The sequence below is a fragment of the Cryobacterium sp. TS_SC_7 genome (assembly GCF_056156285.1).
The window spans coordinates 1,455,409-1,470,603 of record NZ_CM149589.1; the positions used below are offsets into that span (position 1 = coordinate 1,455,409).

The window sequence follows — 15,195 nt, forward strand, 5'->3', positions numbered from 1 at the left end:
GGCGTCCTCCGCTCAATACGGCTCGTGCGCCCATCATCGCCCGTCCGGACTCCGTGCGAAACTCCCCTTTCGAGGCCTTTTCGGGGCCGTGCTCGTCAGTATCCGTCGGGCGAACTGCTTGACGGCGAATCCCGTGCGCGCGTAGCGTCGGAGTGTTGCCCCGGACCCGGCAGCCGCACGGATCGTGCCGACTGAGGGGGTTTGATGTTCGGGAACGCGGAGGCTAAACCGCCGACGGATGCCCCGGACCTCTCAGCCGGTTCGGTTGAGTCCTTGCCGGAGGGCGGCAACGCAGCGGAGAGCGGCAGCACGGCAGCGAACAGCAGCGCCGCGGCGAACAGCGAGACGGTCGGGCAGTGGCTCGAGCACCTGCCGACGCGTTCCTGGGACGAGAGCCCGGACGAGTAGCCGGCTGGACCGCACGACGGGGGAATGAATCCGTTGAAGCATGTGTTTGCATAGAAGTCGGCGTCCACTCGCGCCGGACCAGCACCACCACTGCCACGAACCCCCACTCGCTCCCGACCCGCACCCCGCCAGAAAGGGACCCATGACTCCGCACACTTCCGGTCTGCACCACGTCACCGCGATTGCCGGTGCCCCGCAGCGCAACATCGACTTCTACGTGACCGGCCTCGGCCTGCGGCTCGTGAAGAAGACGGTCAACTTCGACGACCCCGGCACCTACCACCTCTACTACGGGGATGACGCGGGCCGCCCGGGATCGCTTCTCACCTTCTTCCCCTGGACCGGCATTTCCAGCGGGCGCCCCGGCTCGGGGCAGTCCACGTCCACGGCCTTCTCGGTGCCGGCCGGCAGCCTCGGCTGGTGGGCCGCTCACTTCAAGAACCTCGGCGTCGAGTCCGAGATCGTTCGCCGCTCCGCCGACGAGGAACGTCTCTCCCTGCGCGACCCCGACGGGCTGCAGCTGGATCTGGTGGCCTCGTCGACGGTCGATCCGCGCAATCCGTGGGACTCGGCATCCGTGCCCGCCGACTACGCGGTGCGCGGCCAGCACTCCTCGGTGCTCACCGTCGCCGACCCGACCGGCACCGTCGAGGTGCTCACCCGCGACCTCGGAATGCACGTGATCGAGGAGACGGCCGACCGCATCCGAGTGGGTGCCGGCGACGGCGCCGCCGGCAACATCGTGGACATCATCGCCGACCCGAACGGGCAGGTCGGCCGCACCGCGGGCGGCAGCGTGCACCACATCGCGTTCCGCGTGCCCGACAAGAGCACGCAGGAGCAGTGGCGCCAGGAGCTCGTCGAGCGCGGCTACGGCGTGACGGCCATCCTCGACCGGCAGTACTTCACGTCGATCTACTTCCGCGAGCCCGGCGGCGTGCTGTTCGAGATCGCGACGGACACCCCCGGCTTCGACATCGACGAGCCCCTGCTCGAACTGGGCCGCTCACTCAAGCTGCCGCCGTGGCTCGAGCCCAGCCGCGACCAGATCGAACGCGCCGTCGTTCCGATCACCCTGCCGAGCGAGAACAACCCCGCCCTCGTCACCGGGCTGTAGGCAACCATGCTGGAGAAGATGCCCGACCTCGACCTGCCCGACTTCGACCGGGCCGCTTCCGGACGCGGCCCCGGCGACGGGGGACCTGCCGACGGCGCCGCCGGCCTTCCGGCGGGCGGCCGGGAGCAGACCGCTCTCGACTGGCCGCACGAATACCGGGCAGGTGCGCCGGTGGCATCCGCCGGCTCGCCGACCGGCTCCCCCGTGCTGCTGATGCTGCACGGCACCGGCGGCAACGAGCGGGAGATCCTCGCCCTCGCGGACGCGCTCGACCCGACCGCGACCGTTCTCGCCCCGCGCGGACGCGTCACCGAGAGCGGCATGCTGCGCTGGTTCCGCCGCCTCGCCGAGGGCGTGTTCGACGTGGACGACGTGGTCATGCGGGCCGGCGAGCTGGCCGGCTTCATCGCCGCCGCCCGTCAGCGCTACGGCCTCGGCGAGCGCCGCATCATCGCGGTCGGGTTCTCCAACGGGGCAAACATCGCCCTGGCCACGGCTCTGCTGTACCCCAGGGCACTTGACCGGGTCGTGGCGTTCTCGGGCATGTTCCCGCTCGACGATCGCGCGCTGACGACGGATCTCACCGGCACCGCGGTGCTCCTGCTCAACGGTCGCTCCGACCCGATGGCTCCGCTCACCAGCGCCGACCGCGCCGCCCGGACCTTCACCGAGCACGGTGCCCACGTCGACCGCGAGCTGCGCGAGGGCGGTCACGGCATCAGCGACACGGATGCCGCAGCCGCCCGAGCCTGGCTGGCCCGCCCCGCGCAGACCCGCGGCTAGGCATCCCCTGATGGAGCAGATCCCCGGAACCGGCGACGGGCCCGAAGGCGGGCCCGAACGTGGGTCAGGCCGCGGTTCCGACCGCGGCGCGGTCGATCTCGACTTCGAGTATCGGAGCCAGCGGCAGCGCGTGCTGTTCGGCACCGGCCGGGCCGCCGACCTGCTCGCCACGGTTCTCGGCGAGCTCGGCGCCCCGCGCGTGATGGTGATCGCGACCCGGCGGGAGCTGGAGCGGTCTGCGGCGGTGCTCGGCGGCATCCGTGCGGTGGTGGTGTTCGATGAGGTCGTGCAGCACGTTCCGGCGGAGTCGGCCGAACGCGCGCATCGGGCGGCAGGCGCTGCCGGCATCGACGTGGTCGTCGCCCTCGGCGGCGGGTCGGCGATCGGGCTGGCCAAGATTCTCGCCCTGTGGAGTGAACGGCCCGGCGGGTTGCCGATCGTGGCGGTGCCCACCACCTATTCCGGTTCGGAGGCGACCGCTGTATGGGGTCTGACCCGGAACGGGGTGAAGACCACCGGCTTCAATCCACGGGTGCTGCCCGGCACCGTGATCTACGACGCCGCGCTGACGCTGTCCCTCCCCCGCGAGCTGAGCGTGTCGAGCGCGTTGAACGCGCTCGCGCACGGCGTCGACGCGCTGTGGGCTCCGGGCGCGAACCCGGTCAGTGCCCTGATCGCCGCGGAGGGCATCCGGATGCTGGCGCGCGCCCTGCCTCGAATCGCCCCGGGCTCCGGCTCCGGCTCCGGCCACCAGGAAGCCCTCTACGGCGCCTATCTGTCGGCGAGCGCATTCTCCAGCACCGGTTCCGGACTGCATCACAAGATCTGTCATGTGCTGGGTGGCTCATTCGGGTTGCCGCACGCGCAGACGCACTCGATCGTGCTTCCGCATGTGGTGGCGCTCAATGCACCGGCCGCGCCCGAGGCTGAGGCGCGGATCGCCGGCGCCCTGGGTTCACCAACCGCCGTCGAGGGACTGCTCGCCCTGCGAGACCGGGTGCAGGGTCCGACCGCGCTGCGGGATGTCGGGTTGAAGGAGCCTGACGTGGCCCGGGCCGTGGCGCTGATCCTGCCGACTGTTCCCGCTTCGAATCCGTGCGCGGTCACCCCCGACGACCTGACCCGGCTGCTGCGGAACGCCTGGGCCGGCACTGCTCCGCTCCCGCAGTAGACGGCGGCACCCTCCCGACGCATCCATTTGCCGCAGGAACCGGGCGCGCTAGGCTGCCAGCGAAAAAAGGGAGACACAATGAGCAACACGGAGCACGGCGACGGTGCCGAGCAGCACAACACCAATCAGAACAGGCCCGCGCTGACACCCGAAGAGGCCGCCGATCGGCTCTCGAGGCAGTTCGCGCAGGAGTCCCGACTTCGTATCCTCCGCAGCAAGGCCGCCGTCGCCCGGTCCGAGGTCGATGCCCTGGCCGCCATGCACCTGGACACCGACACCCTCGAGGACCTGCTCGAGACGGCCAGCGCGCAGGAGGCCGCCCGGCTCCGCAAGTCGGAGCACGCGATCAGCGTGCGCGTCTCCGAAGCCCGCGCCCGAGCCGAGGCCGCCGAGGCCGAGTACGAGCAGGCCGTGCTCGACGACTTCGACGAGGCCGAGCGCTAGCCGATCACGACGAGTCACGACCCGCGACGACGGATGCCGGCCACCGGCATCCGTCGTCGCGGGTCACCCCTCCCGGCTACTTCGTGTCGTGATTGTGCTCCGCCTGCGCGATGTGGCCCACCGTCTTGAGGAAGCTGTCCGGGTTGAGCGAGATCGAGTCGATGCCCTCCTCCACCAGGAAGGCCGCGAAGTCGGGGTAGTTACTCGGGGCCTGCCCGCAGATACCGATCTTGATGCCGGCGGCGTGCGCCTTCCGGATGGCGTCGCTGATCATGCGTTTCACGGCATCGTCGCGTTCGTCGAAGAGGGCGGCGAGGTCCTCGGAGTCACGGTCGACGCCCAGCACGAGCTGGGTGAGGTCGTTGGAGCCGATCGAGAAACCGTCGAAACGGGTGGCGAACCGCTCGGCGAGGATCACATTGGCCGGGATCTCGCACATCATGTAGATCTGCAGCCCGGCCTCGCCGCGCACCAGTCCGTTCTCCGCCATCACGGCGAGCACCCTGTCGGCCTCGGTCACGGTGCGGCAGAACGGCACCATCACGATCACGTTGCGGAGGCCGATCTCCTCCCGCACCTTCTTGATCGCCCGGCACTCGAGGGCGAACCCCTCCCGGTAGCGCTCGTCGTAGTAGCGCGACGCGCCGCGGAAGCCGATCATCGGGTTCTCCTCCGAATGCTCGAAGGCCGCCCCGCCGATCAGGTGCGCGTATTCGTTGGTCTTGAAGTCGCTCATCCGCACGATCACGGGGTCCGGATGGTACGGCGCCGTCAGTTTGGCGATGCCCAGGGCGAGTGTCTGCACAAAATATTCCTTGGGGTCCATATAGCCGCGGGTGAGTTCTTCGATGCGTCGGATGGCGGCCCGGTCGGTGACGCGTTCCGGGTGCACGAGCGCCATCGGGTGGATCTTGATCAGGTTGTTGATGATGAATTCCATCCGGGCCAGCCCCACCCCGTCGGCCGGCAGGCGCCACCATTCGAACGCCGCGGCCGGGCTGGCGATGTTGACCATCACCTTGGTGCGGGTCTCCGGAACGGTGCCGAGATCGATCTCCTCGGTGTCGAAGGCCAACTCGCCCTCGTAGACGTAGCCCTCGTCGCCCTCCGCACAGGAGATCGTGATCATCTGGCCGTCCGTGAGCGTGTCGGTCGCGATGCCGGTGCCGACGACCGCCGGCACGCCCAGTTCGCGGCTGACGATCGCGGCGTGACTGGTCGGACCACCATGGTCGGTGACGATTCCGGCCGCCCGGGTCATGATCGGAACCCAGTCCGGGTCGGTCATCTCGGTGACCAGGATGGCGCCGTCGACGAAGTTCTCGATGTCGGCCGGGTCCTTGATCACGCAGGCCACGCCGCTCGCGATGCTGTCACCGATGGCGACGCCGGTGACCAGCAGCGGACCGGTTTCGGTCAGGGTGCTGACCGTGAAGCGGGTTCCGCTGGCCTGGGAATGCACGGTCTCCGGACGCGCCTGCACCAGGAACAGTTCGCGGGTCAGGCCGTCCTTGGCCCATTCCATGTCCATCGGCCGTCCGTAGTGGTTCTCCACGATCACGGCCCAGCGGCCCAGCTTCACGATCTCCGCGTCGGTCAGCACGAACGACTGCCGTTCCCGGTCGGGGGTGTCGATCGTGCGGGTGCGGGCGCTGCCGCCCTTGGCGTAGACCATTTTGCGGGCCTTCTCACCGAGGGTCTTCTCGATGATCGGCAGGCAGTCGGGCTCGTCGAGCAAGGCCTTGAAGACCAGGTATTTGTCGGGATTGACGGTGCCCTGCACCACGGTCTCGCCGAGCCCCCAGGCGGCACTGATCACGGCCACGCCCGGAAAGCCGGTGTCGGTGTCGATGGAGAACATCACCCCCGAGCCGCCGACGTCGGAGCGGATCATCCGTTGCACGCCGATCGAGAGCGCCACGTCGAGATGGTCGAAGTGCTTCACCTCGCGGTAGCTGATCGCCCGGTCGGTGAAGAGCGAGGCATAACAGCGACGGCAGGCGTCGAGCAGGTCGCGCTCACCCGTGACGTTGAGGAAGGTCTCCTGCTGGCCGGCGAAACTGGCGTCGGGCAGGTCTTCGGCGGTGGCGCTGCTCCGCACGGCCACGGGCAGGTTCGGCTGCCCGGCCTTCTCGGACAGTTCCCGATACGAGGCACGGATGCCGTCGGCGATGTCCGCGGGAAACTCCCCGCCCAGGAACAGCTCGCGCAGGGCCTCGCCCGTGACGCGCAGCGAGGCGCTGCCGGCGTGGAACAGGTCGAGCTGGCGCCGCAGTGCCGGCTCGATCCCGTTCGCCGCGATGAACGCGCGGTAGGCGTTCGCCGTCGTCGCGAACCCGTCCGGCACCTGAACGCCGTCACCGCTGAGCGCACGCACCATCTCGCCGAGCGACGCGTTCTTGCCGCCGACCTGCGGAATGTCTTCCAGACCGATCTCGTTGAACCACACGACACTGCTTTCGAGCATTGTTCTTCCACCCCTTGCGAGTTCTGCGACTCGTGACTCTGGGACCCGGTGACCACGCCTGTGACCCGGGTTATGCCAGGTGGTGGCAACCTACTCCCCCGAAAGTGTCCCTGCCCGGTCGCCTCGGATGGGTATCCGGCCGCCGGCAATGTCAGTGGCTTCTGAGACGGTGAATCACTCCCCACGCGGGAGCCTCAACCAGGAGGTACAGATGACTGATCCCAACTACACCGCTCTGCTGCTCGTGATCGACCGGAGCGGCTCGATGTCGAGCATCCGTGACGACATGGTCGGCGGCCTGACCGCGATGCTCGCCGAGCAGGCCGCCGAGCCGGGCCTGCTCACCGTGGACATCGTCACGTTCGACGACGAGATCGAGCACACCCACACCCTGGCCGACCCGAGCGACATCACCATCGAGCTCGACCCCCGCGGCATGACGGCGCTGCACGACGCGATCGGTGTGGCCGTCACCGGGTTCGGAGCCACGCTGCGCGGCCTGCCCGAGCACGCACGCCCCGGCACCGTGCAGGTCGTGGTCGTGACCGACGGCGGCGAGAACTCCAGCGCCGAATACACCGCCGCGGCCGTGCGTGACCTGATCAACCGGCAATCCTCGGCCTACAGCTGGGATTTCGTGTTCCTCGGCGCCAACCAGGACGCCGTACTGACCGGTTCCGCGCTCGGTTTCGACGCGGACAGCTCCATGACGTTCGCCGCCGCGCCGGGCGAAGTCGCCATGATGAGCGCGAATCTCGGCCGCTACGTGACGGATGTCCGCAAGAAGGAGAAGCGCGGCTTCACCGCCGAGGAACGCATCGAGTCGAGCGGAACCTGATCCGCAACGAAGCTGAACTGATCTGAACGGAACTGGGCTGAGTGCGTCAGCGCGTCAGCGCTGGTCGTTCACGGGTGAGACAAGCATGCGATCGGGGATCGAACCCGAATCAATCCCCGATCGCAATGCCATATCAGGACGAAATCCCTAATCTCGCCCGGCTTCCGCCGTTTCAGTCGCGTGCCTACCCAAGGGGACGACGAAACGGAGGTGTGTGCACCATGCCGAAAGGCAACGAAGACAGGCCTGGACGGCCGAATCTGTCGTCGGCCTCAAGGGAGGTGAAGTTCATCTGGACGGTTCCTTTTCATTCGGTAGGCCGGCTAACCCGATGGGTTCCGTGCCTTTGCGACCCCGCCTTACAACGGGTGTGCCTTTGCGATTGACGTGAATTCCGTCTCTCCAGCGACCAGTAGGTCACCTGAGAAGAACCTATCAGCCCGAGTCTGCGCCAGACCACTGAGAAAGTCACAACTTCCGCAAATCCGGCCCCCCAAATCGAGGGGCAGCGCGCAGAGGAACGAGCTGCTCGTTCGTCACCTCTAGCCATCGATGCGAGCCGGCGCTAGCGTTGGGGCGTGGGCGTTGTCCCGATTGGGGTGCATTTTCTTCCCGGGGCACCGAGCACTCAGAGTCGTTCACACGCTTGGTCAACAGGGGGTCCCCATGTCAGTCACCACGTCGGATGCATTCGTCGCCGCCGCAGAGTCCATCGCGACGAACGCTCACCAGGGGCAGGTCGACAAGCTCGGCGCCGACTACATCGACCATCCCCGCAGAGTGGCCGAGAACTTCTCCGACCCGCTCGCGCGAGCCACAGCCTGGTTGCACGACGTGCTCGAAGACACGGACATCTCGCCCAGCGACCTGCTCGCCGCCGGCATCCCGGGTGGTGTGGTCGAGGCCGTTCATCTGCTGACCCGAACGGAGGAGGTCAGCGACTCCGCGTATTACGCGGCCATCCGCGCCAACCCGATCGCCCTCGCGGTGAAGCGCGCGGACATCGCCGACAACCTGGCGGAGTGGCGGGTGGCCCAACTGGCGAGCGACGACCGGGAACGCCTCGCCGACAAGTACGCCGGGGCGCTGGCCGCCCTCGACTGAGCGGTCGACTCGTCGCCAGGGCGCACCCAGACGCCGAGGTCAGGCTTCCATGTCGTCGTGGGTCACGATGCGGCCGAGCTCGATGCCCCCGTCGGGCAGCTGCCAGAAGTGCATGCGACGCGCCGCCGGCGTGTTCTGCTCGATCGACACCCGCATGCAGCGTGCGCCGTCCCAGCGCAGCAGGTGCGGATCAGCCGGTCCGGCACCCTGACGCAACGCATGCAGGTGGCGGCCCTTGAGGGTTTTCACCCGTCCGGTCAGCACATCCACGGATGCCTTGAACGCCTTCGCCAGCTGGCCGTCGTCGAGCCCGGCGAGGGACTCCGCGAACCGGTCCCCGAGCACGTAGCTCTGCGGCAGCGGCCACTCCGCCCGGTCGGATTCCGGAACCCGATCGACCCAGGCGAGCAGGATCTCGTGCCGCACCCAGCCGGACGGTTCCTCCCAGGCGGCTCGCCGCGACTCGTACTCGCTCGCCGCGGCCGGGGTGGGGGCGGTGCGCCGGGATTCGCGCAGCATCCGTCGTTGGGTGCGCTGGTCATCCCGCAATTCCGCGACCGTGTGTCGCAGGGTGGCGAGCTCCACGAGGGCGTCCCGGAGCTGCATCTGCGCGGATCGGGCCTGCTCCCGCAGCTTGGCGAGATCGGAATCGGTGGCACCGGCTTCGACCAACTGGGTTTCCAGCCGCACGATGCGCGCCTTCGCCTCGGCCAGGGACAGCTGGGTGGACTGCAGGGCGGAATGCGGCGCCGGGGCCGGTGTGGGAGTGACCCGGAACGGGATCGCGCCCGTGGTGGCGGGCCGGGCAGCGGCTCGCACCCGGCCGGGGCCGGGCGCCGGGCGCGGATGCAGGCGGTCCGCGGTGGGCCCGGCCGTCGCCAGGGCGACGTGGCCGGCTGCGGCGGACTCCACGCCCGCGGCCACCACCGTCGAGGCAGGTGAGGGGGTTCCGACCAGCTCGACCACCGCGGAGGCGTCTTCATTCTCTTCGACCAGCGGCAGCAGCGGGCGGTTCTCCTGCAGCCAGGGGGGCCCGTTGCGTACCGCGCAGAGCGACGGCAGCACGGTCTCGTCGTCGTCGACGTCGCTCAGGCACAGGTGCAGGGCGCCGCTCGGAAGATGGATGACCCGCGCCGCCACGACATCGCCCTCGGAGAGGAGCGCGTCGACCTTGTCGAGGGGGTTGGCCGAGATATCGGCCCGCGTGATCGTGAGCTGCAGGTGCGGGTGCAGCGCCAGCACGGCGCGCTGGGCGCTGACCTTCTGCACGAGGGCGAGGGTGATGCTGCCGTGCGGATACCGCTTGGAGATCGCGGCCGTGGTCGGCGGCTTGTTCTCCACATTGAGGCGATGGGTGGACGCATCGAGCGCCCCCTGAACGCGCTGCCCGGGTTTGAGCGACCAGTCCAGCGGCACCGGCGGGTAGGTCAGTTCCTGCCAGACCGTGGCCATGCCGCCACTGTCGAGCTCGACCAGGGCGCGCGACCCGCCGAGCATGAAGCCCTTGACGGTGCCGTCCACGGTGATCACGGATGCCGGGGCGAGCGCGAAGAGGCCGGCCTGGTGCGCGTGCGCGAGGGCATCCGTCACCAGCTGATCGGTGGCGTGCTGCGCGTCGCCGTGCGTGAACCGGAGCCGGGAGCGGGAGAGCTCGGCGAACGCGTCGCCGACCGGGTAGGAACGCCCGGCACTGCCGTAGACCTGGAACTGTGCCGGGAGCAGGTCGCCGAGCTGGCGGGTGAGCTCGCCCGTCTCGATCAGGAAGACCCGGGCGACGTCTCCGATCTGGCTGGAGAGCTGGTCGATCCCGATTTCGGGCACGGCCGTGCCGAACGGCGACGACACCACAACCCAAGGACGATCCCGACCGGAATCGTGCAGGCCGTTCGCGAGTTGTTGCACCGCGACGCTGGTCTCCACGCGGGTATACACACTGACTCCCCTTCCGGCCTTCGTGACGGGCCGTGTGTCGAGAGTACGCCTAACGCCTGTGAGAAACGCCCCGCGCGTTAATCTTCAGGGTGTAGGGAGGCCGGCGAAGGCTACGAGGTCCCGAGCAGCCCGGGCATCATCGTGACGGCCGCAGTGACCATGCCGACGGCGGCCAGACCGACCAGGACGAGCTCCAGCGGCAACAACACGCGGCGCTGCAGCCGGGCGGCCCGCACCTCGGCCTCGAGACGGGTGAAGGTCTCCAGGAGACCATCGCCCGAGTCCAGGGGAACATCGATCCACATGGAGGGGTTGTCGAGAATCTCGGTCAGGCCCTGCCCCTCCGCCGGGCTGAGCACGACCGGGAGCGCCTCCAGCCAGGCGGCCAGCTCCCCGGAATCGAGCACCGTGACCGGGGCCGGCTCCGCCTGCACGTCGATACTGCGTGCTCCGACGAAGACGACCAGCGGGATCACGGGCGTCGCCAGGGTGCGACGCTCTTCCAGCAGCGTCGTGACGCGTTCGGCCTCGAATTTCGCGTGGCGCAGATAGGGCACGGGCCGGCTGTCGAGGAGGATACTGCGACGGTCGACGTGCACCCGGCTGCCGTGGTGCTGCTTCGTGTTGATGGTCACGACGCCGCCCGGACCCACCAGGACGTGGTCGATATCCCAGCCGTGGCCACCGATCGGGAGGGCATGGAAGACAACCCAGTCCGGGGACAACGTCGACAGCTTCTCGCCGACGACGATCTCGCCCTGAGCCCCCTCGTACCAGCCCGCACAGTTCGCCCCGAGCGGGGATCGACCCATGAACCGCGCCCACCGGGTACGCGCCGGCACGCTGCCCTGCTCGCGCAGCAGCTTCTCAATCATGAACTGTGCCGCAAAGCGCTGGCGCATCATGGTGCCTCCCACGGTCATCCGGGTAGCTCCCTGTGAGTGGAGTCTACCGGCCCGCCTTCCGGCGGTGGCACCCGCACGGGGGTCGACAAACGACAACTACGATCGATGGATGGTCAACAACATGAGGGTCGTGCAGACCCAGCTCGGACTGCTTGAAAGCCACATCAACACGATCAAGGAAGATGCGGCCGCACCGCGCGGGGTCGAGGAGGCGCTCGTCGCCATTTGCACCGCACTGGACGCCCTGACGGACGAGTTCCGCCGGCGCCTGCCGACCGAGTAGATCACGGCGCGGCGGTCGGGCCCGGGTCGTCAGCCCGCGGCGGTCACCGCGGCGATCAGCTGCAGCACGCCGAAACCGGCAGCGATCGCGGCGGCCGCGGCGAGCACGCCCCAGCTCAGCCGACGGATACCGGCCGAGCGCAGCCGCGCATCGAGCTCGGTGAACCGCTCCTGCACGTCCTCGGGGGTGGTGTCCGGAAGCGCATGCCAGACCTGCGGGCTGTCCAGGAGGTCGGCCACTTCCTGCACCTCGCCGGCGCTCAGCACCGGATGGAGCCGGATCAGCCACGGGCACAGGTCCATCGCGTCGAGCACCTTGACCTGCGGTGGCTTCTGCTCGATCGTGAGCAGACTCGGGTCGACGAAGACGAGTACCGGCTGCACGGGCGCGACCAGGGGCATCCGTTCGCGCACCAGGCTGGTGACCCGCTCGGCCTCCGACTCGGCGTGCTGCAGGTAGGACACCGGCTGGGAGTCCACCTGCAAGGTGTTGCGGCCGACGCGGATGTCGCCGGCGTGATTCTTCGTGGTGATCGTGAAGATTCCGCCCGGGCCGATCACGAGGTGATCAATGTCGGTGCGCGCGGAATCGGCGGGAACGGCGCGGAAGACCGTCCAGTCCGGCGGTAGCTTCGCCAGGAAGGAGCCGACCACGATTTCTCCTTTGGCCCCGAGATACCAGGACATACTGTCATCGCCGACCGAGGTCAGACCGAAGAGCCGTGCGAGCGCCGAACGGCGGGGCGCACCGCCCTGCACACGCAGCACATCCCCGATGACCGACTGCGCCGCGAACCGCTTGTGCATCGTGGCACTGTACAACGACATCGAGCTCCCCCCACTGCTGAATTGAATCTAGCGACTCGCACACGCACCCGCGCCTCCCCGAACTGGGGTGATGGCGGCGTGTCGGCTGGCGCCGCGATCACGCAGGGAGGTGGCCGCGGCGGCTGGTCAGACCGGTGGTGGCGCCGGCGCGGGTCGACGTCCCCCAGACTGGGGGGTGTGAATGCATTCAGGATGACCGGTTTCCGCACGTCTTCCTGGGTTGCGGGGGCCGTCGTCGCCGTGGTCCTGGTCGGTGCCGGCACCGTCGGGATCACGGCCGCGGCCGGACTCGGCGGGAGCGAGTCCAGGCTGACCGACAGCGAACTCGACCAGGCCAGCCGCGCGGCATTGGCCGAGGTCGGCCCCGGCACGGTGACGGATGCCGAACGCGGCCCGGCCGCAGCGCCCTACGCAATCGACACGCGGCTTCCGAACGGCGTGGAGGTCGCGGTCGAGCTCGACCACTCGTTCGCGGTCGTCTGGGTGAGCCTTCCCGGCTGGACCGGGGACCCGGCATCCGGTCTCGAACCCCGCGCCCTCACCCCGGACGAGCTGGCGAGCGTCGACCGCACGACCGCCGGCCAGGCGGCCCTGGCCGAAGTCGGCAGCGGCACGGTCACGGACTTCCGGCGCAGCACTGACCTCGACCACGCCTTCGAGGTGGAGGTCACCCTCGACGACGGCACGAAACGGGTGATCAATCTCACCGAGCGCAGCCTGGTCGTGCGGGTCGACCGCCCGACCGCGGGCTGAGCCGCCGCGTTGGTCGCACCCGCCGCGGGATCGACCGCCGGCGCACGGACCCGAGCTGCGCACGCCGGTTCAAATCGTTAGCGTGCAGGTTCAAGAAAGAATGACAAGCCACCCGGTAACGAAGTAACGTTGCTCAATAGGGCAGAAACGGTGTGCTCAATCCCGCAGACAGCCCTCGCAACATCACAGACGTTGCACCCACGCACCAGCGGCTCCACCTGAGTGAGTTCCCTCGGGTGGCGCCGCGCGTCTGGTTCAGCGCCGGGTCGTTCAGCGCCGGGTCGTTCAGCGCTCGACGAGGATGCCGTCTTCGTCGCAGTAGATGGTGCGCCCGGGGGTGAACGTCACGCCGGCGAATTCCACGACGGCATCCGTCACACCGGAGCCGGTCTTCGTGCTCTTCCGCGGGTTGCTGCCGAGGGCCTTGACGCCCAGCGGCATGGTGCCGATGGCGACCCGGTCACGGATCGCGCCGTTGATCACCACACCGGCCCAGCCGTTCTGCACCGCCAGCTCGGCGATCATGTCGCCCATCAGCGCCGAGTTCAGCGAGCCGCCACCGTCGATCACGAGCACCTCGCCGGCGGCAGGCGACGACAGCACCGACTTGAGCCGGGCGTTGTCCTCGAAGCACGTCACGGTACGAATCGGTCCGCTGAACCGGAGGGTGCCACCCAGGTTCTGAAACTGCAACGGCACGGATTGCAGCTCGTCTCCGCGCTGGTCGTACAGGTCGGCGGTCAACAGCATTGGTGTCCTCCAGGAGTTCGGGGTGGTGCGGCCTCTGGCTCCTCAGGCTAGTGGCACGGCGGAGGGCGGCGGCGCGGCGGGACATCCGTCACCGGTTGAACGCCCAGGTCGACACGTCCGGTCGAGTTCGCCCCGCGCACGTGGCGGGCTCGACCGGAACAGCCGAACTCGGCGGTGTGCCCGGCCCGTCGAAGCGGATGCCGCGACCCGGCCGCAAGTGCGCGCAACGTAGAGCCGCCTAGCCTCGAACCCACGGACATCGACGTTCGTCCAAGGAGGATCCACCATGACATCGACCACGACATCAGGTTCCACCCCCGAGACCTTCGGACCCGCCACAACCACCATGCAGGCCGCCGTCGTCAACGCATTCGGCGAGCGCCTCACCATCGAACAGCTGCCGATTCCCCAGCCCGGCCACGGCCAGGCCCTGGTGAAACTGATCAGCTCGGGCGTGTGCCACACCGACCTGCACGCGGTCGAAGGCGACTGGCCGGTCAAGCCCAGCCCGCCGTTCATCCCGGGCCACGAGGGCGTCGGCCGGGTCGTCGCGCTCGGCGACGGCGTCACGGACCTCGCGGTCGGCGAGCTCGTCGGCAACGCCTGGCTCTGGTCGGCCTGCGGCAACTGCCAGTACTGTCGCACCGGGTGGGAGACCCTCTGTGAGCAGCAGCAGAACGGTGGCTACAGCGTGGACGGGTCCTTCGGCGAGTACATGCTGGTCGACGCCCGCTACGCCGTGCGTCTGCCCGACGGAGTGGACCCGGTCGAGGTTGCCCCGGTGCTCTGCGCCGGCGTCACCGTCTACAAGGGCCTGAAGATGACCGAGGCGCGACCCGGCCAGTGGGTCGTCATCTCCGGCATCGGCGGCCTCGGCCACCTGGCCGTGCAGTACGCCCGGGCGATGGGCCTGCGCGTCGTGGCCGTGGACGTGGCCGACGACAAGCTCGAGCTGGCCCGGAAGCACGGAGCCGAACTGACCGTGAACGCCCTGACCGAGGACCCGATCGAGGTCATCCAGCGGGAGATCGGCGGCGCGCACGCGGTGCTCGTCACGGCCGTGCACCCGCGGGCGTTCGGGCACGCGATCGGCGAGGTGCGCCGCGGCGGGACGATCGTCTTCAACGGACTGCCGCCGGGAGACTTCCCCGCGCCCATCTTCGATATCGTGCTCAAGGGTCTCACCATCCGCGGCTCCATCGTGGGCACCCGGCAGGACATGGTTGAGGCCCTGGACTTCTACACCCGCGGCCTGATCCACCCCACCGTGCACGCGCGCACACTGGACGAGGTCAACGAGGTTCTCGGTGAGATGAAGCAGGGCAAGATCGACGGCCGGGTCGTCATCGAGTACTGACCGGGAGGCCCGGCGGGCGGCGCGGCTGGTGGGCGCTGCGGGTGGCTGCCGGGCGC

The 15,195-nt window shown here is 68.9% G+C and carries 15 protein-coding genes and 1 riboswitch; of the genes, 10 read left to right on the forward strand and 5 right to left on the reverse strand.

Annotated elements, in window-relative coordinates; translation table 11 throughout:
- Nucleotides 1-204 precede the first annotated feature (204 nt).
- From AC0J5J_RS06710 to AC0J5J_RS06730, 5 genes are all read left to right on the forward strand, one after another.
- On the forward strand, nucleotides 205-408 hold the full coding sequence (locus AC0J5J_RS06710) for a hypothetical protein (RefSeq protein ID WP_134424114.1): 204 nt from the start codon (nucleotides 205-207) through the stop codon (nucleotides 406-408).
- A gap of 142 nt (nucleotides 409-550) precedes the next feature.
- Nucleotides 551-1,525 carry a ring-cleaving dioxygenase gene (locus AC0J5J_RS06715; protein ID WP_474900065.1) on the forward strand — a complete coding sequence of 325 codons (975 nt, stop codon included), beginning with the start codon at nucleotides 551-553 and terminating at the stop codon, nucleotides 1,523-1,525.
- A gap of 6 nt (nucleotides 1,526-1,531) precedes the next feature.
- Complete coding sequence (locus AC0J5J_RS06720; RefSeq protein WP_474900066.1) at nucleotides 1,532-2,308, forward strand: alpha/beta hydrolase; 777 nt, start codon at nucleotides 1,532-1,534, stop codon at nucleotides 2,306-2,308.
- A gap of 10 nt (nucleotides 2,309-2,318) precedes the next feature.
- Nucleotides 2,319-3,479, forward strand: a complete 1,161-nt coding sequence (locus AC0J5J_RS06725) for a maleylacetate reductase (RefSeq protein WP_474900067.1) — start codon at nucleotides 2,319-2,321, stop codon at nucleotides 3,477-3,479.
- 78 nt (nucleotides 3,480-3,557) lie between these two features.
- Nucleotides 3,558-3,923: a hypothetical protein gene (locus AC0J5J_RS06730; RefSeq protein WP_134424117.1), complete on the forward strand. Its 366-nt coding sequence runs from the start codon at nucleotides 3,558-3,560 to the stop codon at nucleotides 3,921-3,923.
- A 76-nt stretch (nucleotides 3,924-3,999) separates the two neighbouring features.
- Here AC0J5J_RS06730 and ppsA read toward each other — a convergent pair whose 3' ends face one another.
- Nucleotides 4,000-6,390 (reverse strand): phosphoenolpyruvate synthase, encoded by a 2,391-nt coding sequence (gene ppsA / locus AC0J5J_RS06735; RefSeq protein ID WP_474900068.1) that lies wholly within the window; start codon nucleotides 6,388-6,390, stop codon nucleotides 4,000-4,002.
- A 211-nt stretch (nucleotides 6,391-6,601) separates the two neighbouring features.
- Here ppsA and AC0J5J_RS06740 point away from each other — a divergent pair, with 211 nt between their 5' ends.
- Both AC0J5J_RS06740 and AC0J5J_RS06745 read left to right on the forward strand, forming a co-directional pair.
- On the forward strand, nucleotides 6,602-7,228 hold the full coding sequence (locus AC0J5J_RS06740) for a vWA domain-containing protein (protein ID WP_134424119.1): 627 nt from the start codon (nucleotides 6,602-6,604) through the stop codon (nucleotides 7,226-7,228).
- 310 nt (nucleotides 7,229-7,538) lie between these two features.
- Nucleotides 7,539-7,613: riboswitch (cyclic di-GMP riboswitch) on the reverse strand.
- Nucleotides 7,614-7,894: 281 nt separating this feature from the next.
- Nucleotides 7,895-8,332, forward strand: a complete 438-nt coding sequence (locus tag AC0J5J_RS06745; protein ID WP_134424120.1) for a phosphohydrolase — start codon at nucleotides 7,895-7,897, stop codon at nucleotides 8,330-8,332.
- Nucleotides 8,333-8,371: 39 nt separating this feature from the next.
- On the opposite strand, the gene AC0J5J_RS06750 is transcribed toward AC0J5J_RS06745, so the two are convergent.
- Nucleotides 8,372-10,264, reverse strand: coding sequence for a S1 domain-containing protein (locus tag AC0J5J_RS06750; protein ID WP_474900069.1), 1,893 nt, complete (start codon nucleotides 10,262-10,264; stop codon nucleotides 8,372-8,374).
- A 110-nt stretch (nucleotides 10,265-10,374) separates the two neighbouring features.
- Nucleotides 10,375-11,187: a nuclease-related domain-containing protein gene (locus AC0J5J_RS06755; protein WP_474900070.1), complete on the reverse strand. Its 813-nt coding sequence runs from the start codon at nucleotides 11,185-11,187 to the stop codon at nucleotides 10,375-10,377.
- Between the two features lie 91 nt (nucleotides 11,188-11,278).
- Here AC0J5J_RS06755 and AC0J5J_RS06760 point away from each other — a divergent pair, with 91 nt between their 5' ends.
- Nucleotides 11,279-11,452 carry a hypothetical protein gene (locus AC0J5J_RS06760; RefSeq protein ID WP_166785434.1) on the forward strand — a complete coding sequence of 58 codons (174 nt, stop codon included), beginning with the start codon at nucleotides 11,279-11,281 and terminating at the stop codon, nucleotides 11,450-11,452.
- A 29-nt stretch (nucleotides 11,453-11,481) separates the two neighbouring features.
- Here AC0J5J_RS06760 and AC0J5J_RS06765 read toward each other — a convergent pair whose 3' ends face one another.
- The gene (locus AC0J5J_RS06765; protein ID WP_166785433.1) at nucleotides 11,482-12,258 is read right to left on the reverse strand and encodes a nuclease-related domain-containing protein; all 777 of its coding nucleotides are present in this window, start codon (nucleotides 12,256-12,258) and stop codon (nucleotides 11,482-11,484) included.
- A 198-nt stretch (nucleotides 12,259-12,456) separates the two neighbouring features.
- Here AC0J5J_RS06765 and AC0J5J_RS06770 point away from each other — a divergent pair, with 198 nt between their 5' ends.
- A complete protein-coding gene (locus AC0J5J_RS06770; RefSeq protein ID WP_134422663.1) occupies nucleotides 12,457-13,032 on the forward strand; it encodes a PepSY domain-containing protein in 576 nt (191 codons plus the stop codon).
- 285 nt (nucleotides 13,033-13,317) lie between these two features.
- Here AC0J5J_RS06770 and rraA read toward each other — a convergent pair whose 3' ends face one another.
- Nucleotides 13,318-13,782, reverse strand: a complete 465-nt coding sequence (gene rraA, locus AC0J5J_RS06775) for a ribonuclease E activity regulator RraA (RefSeq protein WP_474900071.1) — start codon at nucleotides 13,780-13,782, stop codon at nucleotides 13,318-13,320.
- A gap of 346 nt (nucleotides 13,783-14,128) precedes the next feature.
- On the opposite strand from rraA, the gene adhP reads away from it, so the two are divergent.
- Nucleotides 14,129-15,139 carry an alcohol dehydrogenase AdhP gene (gene adhP / locus AC0J5J_RS06780; RefSeq protein WP_134422675.1) on the forward strand — a complete coding sequence of 337 codons (1,011 nt, stop codon included), beginning with the start codon at nucleotides 14,129-14,131 and terminating at the stop codon, nucleotides 15,137-15,139.
- Nucleotides 15,140-15,195 lie beyond the last annotated feature (56 nt).

Excerpts from the sequence above, each read along its gene's own strand:
- AC0J5J_RS06760 (WP_166785434.1), top strand. The coding sequence starts at position 11,279 with ATGGTCAACAACATGAGGGTCGTGCAGACCCAGCTCGGACTGCTTGAA.
- AC0J5J_RS06710 (WP_134424114.1), top strand. The coding sequence starts at position 205 with ATGTTCGGGAACGCGGAGGCTAAACCGCCGACGGATGCCCCGGACCTC.
- adhP (WP_134422675.1), top strand. The coding sequence starts at position 14,129 with ATGCAGGCCGCCGTCGTCAACGCATTCGGCGAGCGCCTCACCATCGAA.
- ppsA (WP_474900068.1), bottom strand. The coding sequence starts at position 6,390 with ATGCTCGAAAGCAGTGTCGTGTGGTTCAACGAGATCGGTCTGGAAGAC.
- AC0J5J_RS06765 (WP_166785433.1), bottom strand. The coding sequence starts at position 12,258 with ATGCACAAGCGGTTCGCGGCGCAGTCGGTCATCGGGGATGTGCTGCGT.
- AC0J5J_RS06740 (WP_134424119.1), top strand. The coding sequence starts at position 6,602 with ATGACTGATCCCAACTACACCGCTCTGCTGCTCGTGATCGACCGGAGC.
- AC0J5J_RS06745 (WP_134424120.1), top strand. The coding sequence starts at position 7,895 with ATGTCAGTCACCACGTCGGATGCATTCGTCGCCGCCGCAGAGTCCATC.
- AC0J5J_RS06730 (WP_134424117.1), top strand. The coding sequence starts at position 3,558 with ATGAGCAACACGGAGCACGGCGACGGTGCCGAGCAGCACAACACCAAT.
- AC0J5J_RS06755 (WP_474900070.1), bottom strand. The coding sequence starts at position 11,187 with ATGACCGTGGGAGGCACCATGATGCGCCAGCGCTTTGCGGCACAGTTC.
- AC0J5J_RS06720 (WP_474900066.1), top strand. The coding sequence starts at position 1,532 with ATGCTGGAGAAGATGCCCGACCTCGACCTGCCCGACTTCGACCGGGCC.
- AC0J5J_RS06715 (WP_474900065.1), top strand. The coding sequence starts at position 551 with ATGACTCCGCACACTTCCGGTCTGCACCACGTCACCGCGATTGCCGGT.
- AC0J5J_RS06725 (WP_474900067.1), top strand. The coding sequence starts at position 2,319 with ATGGAGCAGATCCCCGGAACCGGCGACGGGCCCGAAGGCGGGCCCGAA.
- rraA (WP_474900071.1), bottom strand. The coding sequence starts at position 13,782 with ATGCTGTTGACCGCCGACCTGTACGACCAGCGCGGAGACGAGCTGCAA.